This window comes from Deinococcus sp., assembly GCF_018260405.1.
Lineage (GTDB): Bacteria > Deinococcota > Deinococci > Deinococcales > Deinococcaceae > Deinococcus.
Window position 1 is genome coordinate 17,159 of record NZ_JAGLBG010000024.1, and the last position, 13,370, is coordinate 30,528.

The window sequence follows — 13,370 nt, forward strand, 5'->3', positions numbered from 1 at the left end:
CATGGACCGGCAGATAGCGCCCTACAAAGAGGCAGGTGCCTGCACAAGCCCAGCCCCGAGATGATACCAGCGCCGGGCGCTCACAACGGCCATTTTTCACGGTAGGTTCTCAGGGTTCCGTTCATAAAGGCCACGTGGAGCGACCCGGCGGCGGCGAGCGGCGTGGCCTGCACCCCATTGTTCTCGCGCCGGGTCCAGCGCAGCTCCCCCGTTTGCAGGTCGAGCGCGGCCAATTCCCCCGCCTCCGAGGCAAGGTAGACCAGCCCCGCGCTGATGACCGGACTGGCGGTCACGCGCCCCTCTAGCGCATGAACCCAGGCGTCCTCACCCGTGTCGAGGTATAGCGCCCGCACCGTTCCGGCCCAGCCTGCCACGATAGCCACTCCCCTGCCGCCGCTCTCTGCCTGAGGGCCCGCCGCCTGCGTTTGCAGGGCCGCGTGGGTCAGGGCCGGAGAAGCCCAGATCTCGTCCTCGACATCGTAGGTCCACAGGGTCGGGTCTTTTCCCTTGAGAGCCGCGCGGCCTCCCAGGGCACTCAGCGCCAGCGCGTGAACCTCGCCGGGCCAGGTGGCGACCACCAGTGTGGCCTCGCCGGGCAGGGTGGGAATCAGGGCCGGGGTCGCGTGAACGGTGCCCACCTGCGCCTTCCAGAGCGGGCTACCGCTGCGGGCGTCGAGGGCGTGTAGCCAGCCGTCCTCGTCGCACAGCAGCGCCGCGCCCGCCCACAGCACCGGACTGGCGGCCAGCGGCCCCCCAGCGCGGTAGGCCCATTCCAGCTTTCCTGTTTTCAGATTCAGGGCGTGCAGGTGCCCGTCGCGGCTGGCGGCCAGCACCAACTGGCCCCAGACTGTCGGTGCGCCCGTGAACTCGGCCCGCGCCTGATAGCGCCAGACCTCGCCGCCGCGCTGCAATTCCACGCGGCGCAGGGTGCCGTCCCAGGCCCCGTACAGAATGTGTCCGCCGATAAAGGTGGCTGGGGCCGTGACCTCGTCCTTGGCGGCGTAGGTCGCGTAGGGCCGCCCCGAGACGTGGGTCAGCACCAGCTGGCCGCCGCGCGTGCCCACCGCAATCAGGTCGCCCTCACCAACCACGGCGGCGGGCCAGGTCACTTCGCCGGGCAGCGGCACGCTCCAGGCTTCCTCAAGTAGCCCGGCCCGCGCCGGGCCGTCGGGGTGCTCGCCCGTGCGGGTGCGCCCGCCCCGGTACTGCCCCCGCGTGTGCGAGGTCCAGATGTCGCGCCGGGCCAGCGCCCACAGGTGCGCCAGCGCCTCGCCGCTCTTGGGGCGCTCGGCTGGGCGCTTGGCCAGCAGCGACAGCAGCACGCGGGCCACGGCGTCGGGAATGGCCGGGTTGTGCTCACGCGGGTCGGTCACGGCCTCGTAGACGTGCTGGTACAAGATGCTCTGGTCGCTGTCGCCCAGAAAAGGCGGCGTACCGCAGGCGACCCGGTACAGCACCGCTCCCAGCGCGTACAGGTCGCTGCGGGCATCCACCGCAGTGCCCCTGGCCTGTTCGGGGGCCATGTAGACCGGAGTGCCCAGCGTCACGCCGCTACGGGTGAGGTTGCGGGTATGTTCGGAAAGCGCCACCAACCCGAAATCCATGATGCGCGGCAGGGAAGCCTCGTCCAGCAGAATGTTTCCGGGGGTCAGGTCCCGGTGAATGATGCCCCGCGAATGCACGTAATGCAGCGCCCGTGACGCCGAGGCCGCCGCCGTAAGAAAGCGGCCCAGCGGACCGGGGGCGTCTTCGAGTGGCCCGAGGGCTGTGATCGGCCCGCCGGTCAGCAGAGGCATGGTGAAAAAGGGCCGCCGACCTTCCGGCTCCTCGCCCAGATCGAGAACAGGCACAATACCGGGGTGAGTCAGTCGGGCCAGCGTGCGTATCTCGCGCAAAAAGCGGCCACGCTCCGAATCGGGGACATGCGAGTGCATGGCTTTGAGCGCCACCTCGCGGTCCATCAGCGCGTCGTAGACCCGGAAGACCTGGGCGCTGCCGCCCTCGCCCAGCAGGGCCAGCAGCTTGTAGCGGCCCGCGAGTGTTGTTCCTACGTCCAGCGGCATATTCGGTCAGTCTAGCCGCGCTCCGGCCCAGAAGGGAGCCGCCGACCTAAAACTGACCCCAAGTTCAATTTTCTGGCCGAAGGGTCGCGTGAGCCAGCACCGCAAAAAGACCCGGCCCGCTGCGGGAAGTCTGCGCAGTGGGCCGGGGCCTGAAAGGTCAAGTTTGAAGCGGGACGTTTTATACGGACTGCGCTCCATTGCGCCGCAGTCGGGAAGGCCACCGCCTGCGGCTCCACACCGCCCAGTCCGTATGATGTTCCTCCTCGCGTCGGCCCGGATTGATTCGGGATGCCACCAAATCAACCGGCAGTCTGTATTAGTCCTGTATTAGTCGTCGTGCATGTCGCCGCTGTGGGCGTGACCGTGCTCCAATTCCTCGGCGGTGGCGTCGCGCACGGCCAGCACCTTCACGTCGAAATGCAGGGTCTGCCCGGCCAGCGGAGGGTTGAAGTCTACCTTGACCTGGTCGCCGCCCACGGCCAGCACGGTAAACGGAATCACGCTGCCGTCTTCGGACTGGGCGTAGTAGGTCGCGCCGACTTCGATATCGTCGTCAAAATCCTCGCGGCTGAGGTCCTCGATGGCTTCTTCGTCACGCGGGCCATACCCGTCTTCGGGCTGCACGGTGACTTGCAGGCTATCGCCCACGGCCTTGCCTTCCAGCGCCCGCTCCAGGCCAGGAATGATATTGCTGTGGCCGTGCAGGTAGGTCAGTGGTTCGCCGGGTTCGCTCTGGTCGATGAGTTCTCCGCTAACGGTCAGCTTGTAATCGAGATCGACCACTTTGTCTTGGGCTACGTTCATAGTTCCTCCAGTGGGCTGCGAGACAGTGCGCTGTGAGCTGGCCTGAACAGGCGGCGTGAAGTGGGCCGGGCCGCTCAAGCGCAGCACCTTCACGTCAAAGTGCAGGGTTTCACCCGCGAGTGGCGAATTGAAATCCACCGTCACCTTATCGCCTTCCAGGGCCACAACGGTGAAAGGCATAACACTGCCGTCTTGCACCTGGGTGTAATACGTCGCGCCGACCTCAATATCCTCGTCCAGTTCGGTGCGGGGCAGCGCCAGCACGCTCTCGGGGTCATGTTCACCGTAAGCGTCGGCGGGCAGCACCGTGACCTGAAACTGGTCGCCCACAGCCTTACCTTCCAGCGCCCGCTCCAGCCCCGGAATAATGTCGCCCTGCCCGAACAGAAAGCTCAGCGGCTCGCCCGGCGCGCTCTGGTCGATGACCTCGCCGCGCACCGTGAGGGTGTAGTCCAGTTCGACCAGACTGCCTTGTGTAATCTTCATGCGGCCTCCGTCACAGGCCCGAGTTGAGGGGGGCTGTGATCCGGCCAGCAGCATAGCAACCTGAGCCGCACCTCTGCTGAAGCTGGTGCCTACGCTGGCGCTGGCGCCTATGCTGCCTGCATGAGCCAGCCCCAGAACCGGCCCCCGCACCAGCCGCCGTTCCCGATGCACATCAGCGTGGAAGAAGCCCGCCGGAGCCTCGCCGCCATGCTGCCGCCCCTCGGCCCCGAAACCGTGAGGGTAGCCGAAGCCCTGGGCCGCACGCTGGCCGCCGACCTCACGGCGCTGGTCAGCCATCCCAGCGCCACCGAGAGCGCCCTAGACGGTATCGCCTGCCGCGAGGCCGATACCCTCGGTGCCAGCGCGGCGGCCCCGGTTCGCCTGAAGGTCAGCGGAGAAAGCCGCGCCGGAGTGCCTTTTGGCGGCGTGGTCGGCCCAGGCGAGTGCGTGCGGATTTACACGGGTGCGCCCCTACCGCCCGGCACCGACGCGATTTGCCCCGTCGAGCAGTTGCAAGGCGGCGCGGACGATCATGTCCTGCTGCTGCGCCCAGCCAGTCCCGGCGACGTGCGCCACGAGGGCGGCGATTTCCGGGCGGGCGAAACAGTCATGTATGTGGGCCAGCGCCTTACTTCTCCCCGGCTGGCCCTGGCGACGGCGCTGGGCCACGCGCAGGTCGAGGTTCGCAGGCGGCTGCGTGTCGCGCTGCTCTCGACAGGCGACGAGGTGGTCGAGCCGGGCACGCCGCTGATGGCCGGGCAGGTCTACGACAGCAACAGCGTGGGCCTAAGCGCCATGCTGGGCGAGTGCGGCTGCGAGGTTATCTGGCTGGGGCACGCCCCCGACAGCCCCGAGGCCCTAAAGGGAAGCATCGCCAGGGCGGGCGGCGCCGACGTGCTGCTGACCAGTGGCGGCGTCAGCATGGGCAAGTACGACTTTATGCGCGACCTGCTGATCGAACAGGGGCGGGTGGCCTTCTGGAAAGTCAGAATGCGCCCCGGTGGCCCCGCGCTGCTGGGCGGCTGGCACGGGCTGCCGGTGTTCGGGCTGCCGGGCAACCCGGTGAGCAGTCTGGTGGTCTTTCACGTCATCGTGCGCCCGGCGCTCACCGGGCAGCCGGTGCAAACGCTGAGGCTGCGGGCCGCGACCCCTTTCCGGGCTATTGCCGACAAGGCGGCTTTCTGGCGGGCCACTCTAGTAAACGGGCAGGTGCACGACTACCGCCAGCAGAGCAGCGGCGTCTTGCGGTCACTCAGCGACGCCGACGCGCTAGTGCTGGTGCCCGAAGGCCAGCCCGTACAGGTCGGCGAAGAGGTGGACGTGATTTTGCTGTGAGCGTCTGAACCACGCGGGCCGCAAAAATCCCGCCACCGGGGATGCGTTCGGTGACGGGACAACGTGGAGGTGCTGAGTCAGGAAACTGCGACTAAGGGCAGTAGAGTTGGATTCGTGAGGTCAGAAGTGCGGCAACCGGGGACCTAGTCGCCGCCGAGGAACACGGGAGCGCCCAGACCGGTTTCGCTTTCGCTGTAGCCCTGCTCGCTGTGTGCGCTGATGTCGATGCCCGCGATTTCCTGACTGGCGGGAAGCCGCAGCGGCATGATGGCGGCCACGATCTTAAGCAGAATGAAGCTGCCCACGCCCGCCCAGACCAGGCTGGTCACGACACTGATAAGCTGCACCAGCATCTGAGCGTCCCAGGCCTTGCCGCTGCCAGTGGTAAAGGCGAGCGCCCCGGTAAGCAGCGCCCCGACGATTCCGGCGACCCCGTGGCAGGCGAACACGTCGAGACTGTCGTCTGCGCCCATGCGGTGCTTGGCCTGCACCGTGAGGTAACTGGCGCTGGCTCCCAGCACGCCAACCAAGATGCTCGCCAGCGGACTGACGAAGGCGCAGGCCGGGGTAATGGCGACCAGCCCCACGACCAGCCCAGTCGCGGCCCCCACAGCGGTGGGCTTGCCGTCGCCGCTACTTTCCCACAGCAGCCAGGTCAGCATGGCCGCCGCCGGAGCGATCAGCGTAGTGATGAAAGCCAGGCCCGCCTGCTGGTTAGCCGCCACCGCAGAACCGGCGTTAAAGCCCATCCAGCCAAACCACAGCAGCCCTGCGCCCAGCAGCACCAGCGGCACGTTGTGTGGCACGTGGGCATTTTTCGGGAAGCCGATGCGCGGCCCCAGCACGATGGCGGCGACCAGGGCGCTGATCCCGGCACTGATATGAATAACGGTGCCGCCCGCGAAATCCAGGGCGCCCATCTTGAATAGCCAGCCGTCACTGCTCCAGACCCAGTGGGCCAGCGGCGCGTAGATCAGCAGGCTCCAGAGCGCGCCGAACAGCACGAACGCCCCGAAGCGCATCCGCTCGACCACCGCGCCCGAGATCAGGGCCAGGGCAATGATAGCGAACATGGCCTGAAACGCGGCGAACACGTAGGTCGGAATGCTGCCGGTAAGCTGGTCAGCCAGCCCGGCCAGCCCCAGGTGACCGAAGCCTCCGATCAGGGCGCTGCCGCCTTCGCCGAACGCGATGGTATAGCCCGCCAGCGTCCACAAGATGCCTACCACACCGATTGAAACGATGCTCATCATCATGGTGTTCAGCACGCTCTGGGTGCGAGTCAGGCCGCCGTAGAAAAAGGCCAGGCCAGGGGTCATCAGCAGCACCAGGGCTGCCGAAGCCAGCATCCAGGCCGTGTCGCCGGAATTGAGGGTGGGTTTGGTGTCGGCGGCGAACGCCGCGCCCGCCAGCATCAGGCCCAGGGGCAGGCCGAAGGATAGGACTCGGTTCAGTTTCATGGGGTAGTTCCTCCTGTCCTGCACTTCAGCCCGGGCCATTTAGACCGGGTTGAGGCGGGTTTCGTTAACGGGTGTGAGGGCGGCGCTGTCGGACTCGCCGGTGCGAATACGCACCACCCGTTCAAGCGGCTGCACAAAAATCTTGCCGTCACCGACCTCGCCAGTGCGTGCGCCCTTGCAGATGGCGTCGATAGCCAAGTCCACAAAGGGGTCACTGACCGCCATCCGGAACTCGACTTTGTCACGGAATTCGACCATCACGCGGGTACCCCGGTAGAGCTCGACCACTTCCTTTTCGCCCCCGTGCCCGCTGACACGCGACAGGGTAATGCCGCTGATTCCAGCGTTGAACAGCGCCTCTTTGACCTGCTGAACCCGTTCGGGCCGCACGACAGCAGTAATCAGTTTCAAAGCGTCACCTCTTTTGGGGTCAATTTGCAGTTTTCGCATCCCTGCATACAGGTAGTGTGGCGGTAAGTTACCAGATTGTCAAAGATATTTAGGCAAATGTCTATAATTCTCGGAACAAACTGTAGTTTACTGGGAGTTGCCGAAAGCCGCGTGCGCCTTGTGCGAGCACTTTGCCCGAACAACTGCCAGGGTAGCTTTCCCGCGAATTTTGCAGGAGTGCGCGTGTTCTACTCTAGGTTGTCATGCTCAAAGCCGTTGCCGCCACTTCTACCCGCCCTGCACTGGTTTTGCTCGGCTTGCTGCTCTGGAGTGCACCAGTGCTGGGCCAGCTGGAACCGGGTCAACGGGGGCCAGGTCAGAAAAGCGACATTAAAATCAGCTACAGCTTCAGCGACGCGGCGCTGGCTCCGCTGACGGTTCGGTTTACCGCCACCACCCCGGCGGGCTATCAGGTCAGCTGGGATTTCGGGGACGGCAACCGGGCCAGCGGCCAGACGGTCAGTCACACGTTTTACCGTCCAGGGCGCTACACCACCAGTGTCCGGATCAGCACGCCCAGTGCTCAGAGCAGCGTGGCCAGACAGGTTCTTGAGGTGAAATCGGCGGGGCCGGAACACGCCGCCCTGACCCTGCTGCTGACCCCCAGTGGCGTACGCCTGAGCGAAAGCGGCAGCGTGGCCTATGCTCCCAGGGCCACCCGTTACTGGCTCGACGGCCAGGAAATTGCGCTGGCGAAAACGGGATCTCAGATCAAATCCGAGCTGGTGTCCCTCGCGCCCGGACGCCACCGCGCCACCGTGCGCGTACTGGGCCTGACTGGGCCTCTCGAAAAGTCGCTCAGCTTTACCACGGCTCCGGTGAACACCAGTGCGCCCTTTGACCTTGAAGTGTTCCGGCTGACCAATCAGGCCCGCGCCAGGGGCTGGAACTGTCAGACCAAAAAGGTCGGTGGCCCCGCCCTGGGCGCCCTCAAACGCGACTCCACGCTCGACAGTGCCGCCGTGGCCCAGTCAGTCACGCTGGCCCTAAGCGGCGTATTTGACCATCAGAGTGCGCTGGACGGCAGTTCACCGCATGACCGGCTGCTGGCGACGGGGCTGGTGGTCAACCGCAGCGGGGAAAATATCGCCGCCGGGCAGACCACGCCGCAGGAAGTGGTGAGTGCGTGGCTCCGCAGCCCCGGACATTGCCACAACATCATGGGCGACTTTACGCACATCGGCCTGAGTTACGTGGCGCGGCCCGGCAGCAGGCTAAAGACGTTCTGGACGCAGGTGTTCGCCGCACCGTGAGAACGCTCCGCCCCTACTTGACCCACTTGATACCGGCGCGGACTCGTAGAGCTGCTTGCAGAGCGGATTTGGGCGCTTTTCCCGGCTACGCCGAACTGTAACCGGGAGCTATTGACCGCGAAATCCGTATTGTTCCTACTTGCCTGCGCCCGGATTCAACCGAGAACTGCCCGGTTCAGGCGCCAGTCCGAATTACTCCTTGGTACTTGTGGCCTCAGACCTGGACGACTCACTGCTGGCAAACTCCGTAGTGGCGGCTGGGGCGGGCGGCGCGGCGTTTGGTGCTGCCTGCCCGGAGACCTGAGCCTCAGAAGCACGGGGCGGGCGGGGGCCACGGTCTCCACGGTCGCCAAACTCGCGGCGCGGCCCACGCTCACTGCTACGCGGGGCACGCGGTTCACGCGGCGCGATCTTGCCTTCGAGTTCGGGACGAATTAGGTCCAGTTTGCCCCGGTCGTCGATATTCACGATCTTGACTCGCAGGGTGTCGCCCAGCTTCAGCACGTCCTCCACATTCTCGATGCGCTGCTCGCTCATCTGGCTGATGTGCAGCATCCCGTCTTGGCCGGGGAAAATGTTGATGAAGGCCCCGAACGGCGCGATCTTGACCACGGTACCCTCGAATTCTTCACCGACCCTGGCTTCCTTGGTCACGGCTTCGATCCGGGCCTTCACCGCCTCGGCGTCCTTGCCCGATGCACTGAAGATGCGGATGGTGCCGTCCTCCTCGATGGTCACCTGTGCGCCCATCGCCTCCAGTTCACGCACCTGCTTGCCGCCGGGGCCGATGACTTTACCAATAAGTTCGGGGTTGATTTTCATGGACACGATGCGCGGCGCAGTGGGCGAGAGTTCGGGGCGCGGGGCACTTAAGACCTCGGCCATCTTACCCAGAATGTGCAAGCGGCCCTCTTTGGCCTGGGCCAGAGCTTCACGCATGATCTGCGGGGTGATACCGCCCACCTTGATGTCCATCTGCAACGCGGTCACGCCCTCGGCACTGCCGCAGACCTTAAAGTCCATGTCGCCCAGCGCGTCTTCCATGCCCAGGATGTCGGTCAAGACGCGATACCTCTCGCCTTCCATCACCAAACCCATCGCCACACCCGCCACCGGGGCCTTGAGAGGCACGCCCGCGTCCATCAGACTTAGGGTTCCGGCGCACACGGTCGCCATGCTGCTAGAGCCGTTGGATTCCAGCACCTCGCCCACCACCCGAATCACGTATGGGAACTCCTCGAAGCTGGGCAGCACGGCGCGAATGGCCCGCTTAGCTAGGTTGCCGTGGCCGATTTCGCGCCGCGACTGTCCGCCCATGCGCTTGACCTCGCCAGTGGAGTACGGCGGAAAGTTGTAGTGCAGCAAGAACTTGTCGCCGGATTCCTCGGTCAGGTCGTCAATCAGAATCTCATCGCGCTCGGTGCCCAGGGTGGTCACGCCCAGCACCTGCGTTTCGCCACGGGTGAAAATGGCGCTGCCGTGCGCGGTGGGCAGGGGCCGCGCCTCAATCCAGATGGGGCGCACGGTTCTAGAATTGCGCCCGTCGGCCCGCAGGTCGTCTTCCAGAATCAGGCGGCGCAGTTCCTGTTTTTCCACCCTCGAGAAGGCATTTTTAAGCGCCGTGATAAGTTCGGGGGCACCCCCGGCTTCCGGGTCGGGCACATACCCGGCGATGATGCTGTCGCGCAAGGCTTTGGTTTTGGCGCTGCGGTCTTTTTTGCCGTGGGTGAGCAGAGCGTCTTTCAGGCCGCCCGCCAGAGCTTTGGCGGCCAGTTCGGGCACATAGTCGTGAGCCAAATCTTGCTCGACCAGAAAGTTGAATTTCTCGTGGCCGACTTCGGCCCGCATCTGCTCAATCAGCGCAATCAAGCCCTGCATCTCGGCGTGGGCAAATTCGATAGCGCTGACCAGTTCATCCTCGCTGGCGGTCTGTGCGGCGCATTCCACCATCATCACGGCGTCTTTGGTGCCCGCTACGACCAAGTCCAGGCGGCTGCGCGAAAGCTGCTCGGCGGTGGGGTTGACCACGTACTGCCCACCGATGTGCCCGACCCGCACGCAGGCGGTGGGGCCAGCCCAGGGAATGTTACTGATGCTCAGGGCGGCGGCGGCCCCGATTGGCCCCAGCACGTCGGGCGCGTTCTGACCATCGGCGCTGATGACCGTGATAATCACCTGCGTCTCGTGGCGGTAGCCCTTGGGGAACAGCGGGCGAATCTGGCGGTCGGTAATCCGGGCACTTAGAATGGCTTTTTCGCCGGGGCGACCCTCGCGGCGGTGAAAGCTACCGGGGATTTTGCCCACCGCGTAGTGGCGTTCCTCAAATTCCACGGTCAGCGGCAGAAAATCCAGCTTGCTCTGGGTGTCGCTGGCCTGGGCGGTCACCAGCAGGATGGTGTCGCCGTAGCGCACGGTGACGCTGCCCGACACCAGCTTGGCAAGTTTGCCTGTCTCTATCGTCAGCGGTTTGCCGCCCAGCATGGTGGTGTAGGTTTTTCCAATCATGGGAATCAGTGTAGCCCGCAAGCTATGGGAACTATTGGTGGTTACGCGCTCAGGGCCGTGAGCGATGGGCCATGAGGCGTGAGGATTTTCCTCCCTAGCGGCTATCAGCCCCAACTCACGGCCCCATGCTCGGCACTTCCTCCTTCACCACGCGGTTATTCTGGAAATAGAACCTCACCCAGCGCTGTGCGGCGGCCCGTGCGCCCTCACCTGCGTTCTTGCCTGCCCCCCAGCTCCCCTAACGCCCCTTGATCCGCAGCAGACTGAGAATTGGAAAGACCTAAAGATTTGGGGAATTTTTTACTTTACGGCACTGGTTATGCTAAGTCTCATGAAGAAGACGCTTATTGGACTCCTGGCTCTTAGCGCTGTTTCGACGGCTTCGGCAGACAGCTATGTCGGCGGCTCCATCGGCTCCGGCCTTAGCCTGCACTACCAGACCGACCGCACTGCAACGAGCGCTATGCGTTACAGCCTGAACCTCGACGCGACTCAGTTCAACTTTAACCAGCTTACGCTGGGCGGCTCTGTGGACTACCTGTCTAACTTTGCTGGTCAGTCTCTGGGTTCGGGCCTGACCCCCTATTACGGCCTGGGTCTGGGCGCGGGCGTGGCGCTGGGAGACAACTACTCCGGCGTAGGCGTTTATCCTCACGGCATCCTGGGTCTGAAATACCAGATCAGCACTCCCCTGAGCACTTTTGGTGAAGTGAACGCCGGACCTTACATCGATTTTGGCAGTGGCGGCGGCATCGGTTTCGGCTATAACCTGCGGATCGGTATCAACTACGTGCTCAACCGCTAAGCCCAATTTCCGTACTCACAGTCCTTCTACCCAAAGGCCCGGCCCGCAAGGTCGGGTTTTTTCGGCGCACACCTTATGGATGACCTGTAGAGTGAACCTATGTCTGACCTCGCCACTATCGTAGCCGAGCATTTGCCTTTGCTCCAGACCATCAACGACGAGCAGGCCAGCCGTAAGCCCGCGCCAGACGTGTGGAGTGCAAAGGAAATCCTGGGTCACCTGATTGACAGTGGGGTGAACAACCATGCACGGTTTGTGCGGGCCTGTGCTGAGGATAGTCTGAGTCTCCCCGGTTATGACCAGAAGGTCTGGGTCAGTGTGGGCGGCTACCAGCAGCGCGACTGGGCCGACCTACTGGCGCTGTGGGCGGCTCATCAGCGGCAACTGGCGCAGGTCATCGCCCGCCTGCCCGACAACGCTCTGGCCCATCGCCTGAGTATTGGCGGCGGCGAGAGGGTCACGCTGGACTTTGTCGCGCAGGATTACGTGGCGCACCAGTTGCACCATCTGAAGCAAGTGCGGGAGCGGGTGGGATGACCTTCTGCGTCCGCCCCGCCAGCCCTACTGACGCCCCTAGCATCGCCTTTCACCGCTGCCCAGCCAAAGCCGACACGCCAACGTCTATATCCGGCCCGACCAGCGCGGGCAAGGGCTGGCGTGGCGTCCGCTGGAGCGCGTGCTGGACGAGTGCGCGGCGCGTGGCGTGATGCTGGTCAGCCTGCACGCTTCGGAAGCGGGGCGGCCCCTATCCGAAAAACTGGCTTCAAGCCAACCAACGAATTGAACGTGGGACGCTCATGAACATCCGCCGCGTCACGCCCGCCGACCTTCCCGCTTTCCTGGCCGTGATGCTGGCGGCGGGCATGGACCCGCGCTCGGCCTGGAACAGCACCACCGTGGCCGACCTGGAACAAACCATGTCCGGCCCGCACTCGGGCGGCTTTTTAGCTCTGGGCAGTGACGGCGAACCTGTGGGTTGCGTCGGCTTTCGCCCTGACCTCCACGACCCGCACACGCTGACCCTGAACAAGCTGGCGACCTTGCCGCAAGTGCGCGGGCAAGGGGTGGCGCGGCATCTGGTGGGCGAGGTGGAAGGCATGGCCGCGCAAGGAGGCTTTCGCCGCGTGCTGCTGGCGGTCAGTCAGGTGAATCTGGGCGCAGCGCCCTTTTACGAGCGGCTGGGTTACAGGCAGGTAGACGAAGAGTATGCGTACAGCAGCGGCAAAAACGGGCGGCCCATCGTGCTGGCAAAAGAGGTACAAAGCGAGTGCTTTTGATGACGGCCAAGTGGCAAACCAAAATCTTGGATAAGCGTTTTGCGATTCATTAGCCTGACCCTTCTCGCTGTGCTCCCCCTACTGACCATCCTCTGCGGCGTGGCGCTGCGAAAGCGCTGGCCTCAGCCAAAAATCTGGAAGCTGCTGTTCTATCTTTGTCTGGTGACGATGGTCATTTATTTCGCTTACTGGCTATTTATCGTTTTAACCCTTCCCTGAAAACTGCGCGAGGCTCAAGCATGACTGAAAAACAAGAAACCAAACTCTGGGGCGGGCGCTTTGCCGAAAAGACCGCCGAACTCGTGGAACTGTTTAACGCCTCGGTGGGGTTTGACCAGCGCCTCGCCGAGCAGGACATTCGCGGCTCTTTGGCGCATGTGGCGATGCTGGGGGCGCAGGGCATCCTGAGCGAAGGGGAAGTGAAGCAGATTCAGGACGGCCTGAACGACGTTTTTCAGGACATTCGCGCCGGAAATTTCGAGTGGCGACTTGACCGCGAGGACGTTCACATGAACGTGGAAGCCGCGCTGCGTGACCGCATTGGCCCGGTGGCGGGCAAGCTGCACACGGCCCGGAGCCGCAATGACCAGGTGGCGGTAGATTTCAGGCTGTTCACGAAGGAAGCCGCGCTAGACCTCGCCGAAAAGGCGCGTGACCTGCGCCGCGTGATGCTCGCAGAGGCCGAAAAGCACCTGCAAAGCGGCGTTATTTTGCCTGGCTATACCCACCTGCAAGTTGCCCAGCCCATCTTGCTGGCCCACTGGTTTATGGCCTACGTGGCCATGCTAGAGCGCGACGAAGGCCGCTTCCGTGACGCCGCCGAGCGCATGGACGAGTCGCCGCTGGGCAGCTCTGCGCTAGCGGGGACGCCCTGGCCGCTGGACAGGCACGCCACCGCCGAGGCCCTCGGCTTTGCCCGCCCCACCGCCAAC

At 64.3% G+C, this 13,370-nt stretch carries 13 protein-coding genes and 1 pseudogene; 8 read left to right on the top strand and 6 right to left on the bottom strand.

What is annotated here, in order from left to right; all coding sequences use genetic code 11:
- Window positions 1-80: 80 nt before the first annotated feature.
- The 3 genes and pseudogenes from QZ269_RS04875 to QZ269_RS13550 form a co-directional block, all read right to left on the bottom strand.
- Window positions 81-2,063, bottom strand: coding sequence for a serine/threonine-protein kinase (locus QZ269_RS04875; protein WP_291424874.1), 1,983 nt, complete (start codon window positions 2,061-2,063; stop codon window positions 81-83).
- A 327-nt stretch (window positions 2,064-2,390) separates the two neighbouring features.
- On the bottom strand, window positions 2,391-2,867 hold the full coding sequence (locus QZ269_RS04880) for a peptidylprolyl isomerase (protein WP_291424900.1): 477 nt from the start codon (window positions 2,865-2,867) through the stop codon (window positions 2,391-2,393).
- Window positions 2,868-3,143: 276 nt separating this feature from the next.
- Window positions 3,144-3,407, bottom strand: a pseudogene (locus QZ269_RS13550) (peptidylprolyl isomerase); the annotation flags it as partial.
- Window positions 3,408-3,473: 66 nt separating this feature from the next.
- Here QZ269_RS13550 and glp point away from each other — a divergent pair.
- Window positions 3,474-4,688, top strand: coding sequence for a gephyrin-like molybdotransferase Glp (glp, locus tag QZ269_RS04890; RefSeq protein WP_291424880.1), 1,215 nt, complete (start codon window positions 3,474-3,476; stop codon window positions 4,686-4,688).
- A 143-nt stretch (window positions 4,689-4,831) separates the two neighbouring features.
- Here the strand turns inward: glp and QZ269_RS04895 are convergent, their stop codons facing one another.
- Both QZ269_RS04895 and QZ269_RS04900 read right to left on the bottom strand, forming a co-directional pair.
- Window positions 4,832-6,148, bottom strand: a complete 1,317-nt coding sequence (locus tag QZ269_RS04895; RefSeq protein WP_291424882.1) for an ammonium transporter — start codon at window positions 6,146-6,148, stop codon at window positions 4,832-4,834.
- Between the two features lie 39 nt (window positions 6,149-6,187).
- Window positions 6,188-6,559, bottom strand: a complete 372-nt coding sequence (locus tag QZ269_RS04900; protein WP_291424884.1) for a P-II family nitrogen regulator — start codon at window positions 6,557-6,559, stop codon at window positions 6,188-6,190.
- A gap of 242 nt (window positions 6,560-6,801) precedes the next feature.
- Between QZ269_RS04900 and QZ269_RS04905 the strand changes: the two genes are divergently transcribed.
- Window positions 6,802-7,851, top strand: a complete 1,050-nt coding sequence (locus QZ269_RS04905) for a CAP domain-containing protein (protein ID WP_291424886.1) — start codon at window positions 6,802-6,804, stop codon at window positions 7,849-7,851.
- A 192-nt stretch (window positions 7,852-8,043) separates the two neighbouring features.
- Here the strand turns inward: QZ269_RS04905 and pnp are convergent, their stop codons facing one another.
- Window positions 8,044-10,356 (bottom strand): polyribonucleotide nucleotidyltransferase, encoded by a 2,313-nt coding sequence (gene pnp / locus QZ269_RS04910; RefSeq protein WP_291424888.1) that lies wholly within the window; start codon window positions 10,354-10,356, stop codon window positions 8,044-8,046.
- A gap of 331 nt (window positions 10,357-10,687) precedes the next feature.
- On the opposite strand from pnp, the gene QZ269_RS04915 reads away from it, so the two are divergent.
- The 6 genes from QZ269_RS04915 to QZ269_RS04935 form a co-directional block, all read left to right on the top strand.
- The gene (locus tag QZ269_RS04915) at window positions 10,688-11,161 is read left to right on the top strand and encodes a hypothetical protein (RefSeq protein ID WP_291424890.1); all 474 of its coding nucleotides are present in this window, start codon (window positions 10,688-10,690) and stop codon (window positions 11,159-11,161) included.
- Between the two features lie 99 nt (window positions 11,162-11,260).
- The gene (locus QZ269_RS04920) at window positions 11,261-11,698 is read left to right on the top strand and encodes a DinB family protein (protein ID WP_291424892.1); all 438 of its coding nucleotides are present in this window, start codon (window positions 11,261-11,263) and stop codon (window positions 11,696-11,698) included.
- Window positions 11,695-11,868: a hypothetical protein gene (locus QZ269_RS04925; protein ID WP_291424894.1), complete on the top strand. Its 174-nt coding sequence runs from the start codon at window positions 11,695-11,697 to the stop codon at window positions 11,866-11,868. Before QZ269_RS04920 ends, QZ269_RS04925 begins: the two co-directional genes overlap by 4 nt.
- Complete coding sequence (locus QZ269_RS13555) at window positions 11,829-11,945, top strand: hypothetical protein (protein ID WP_367272214.1); 117 nt, start codon at window positions 11,829-11,831, stop codon at window positions 11,943-11,945. The genes QZ269_RS04925 and QZ269_RS13555 overlap by 40 nt, the downstream gene beginning before the upstream one ends.
- A 13-nt stretch (window positions 11,946-11,958) precedes the next feature.
- Window positions 11,959-12,438, top strand: coding sequence for a GNAT family N-acetyltransferase (locus QZ269_RS04930; RefSeq protein WP_291424896.1), 480 nt, complete (start codon window positions 11,959-11,961; stop codon window positions 12,436-12,438).
- Window positions 12,439-12,677: 239 nt separating this feature from the next.
- On the top strand, window positions 12,678-13,370 hold a 693-nt coding region (locus tag QZ269_RS04935), incomplete at its 3' end, for a lyase family protein (RefSeq protein ID WP_291424898.1).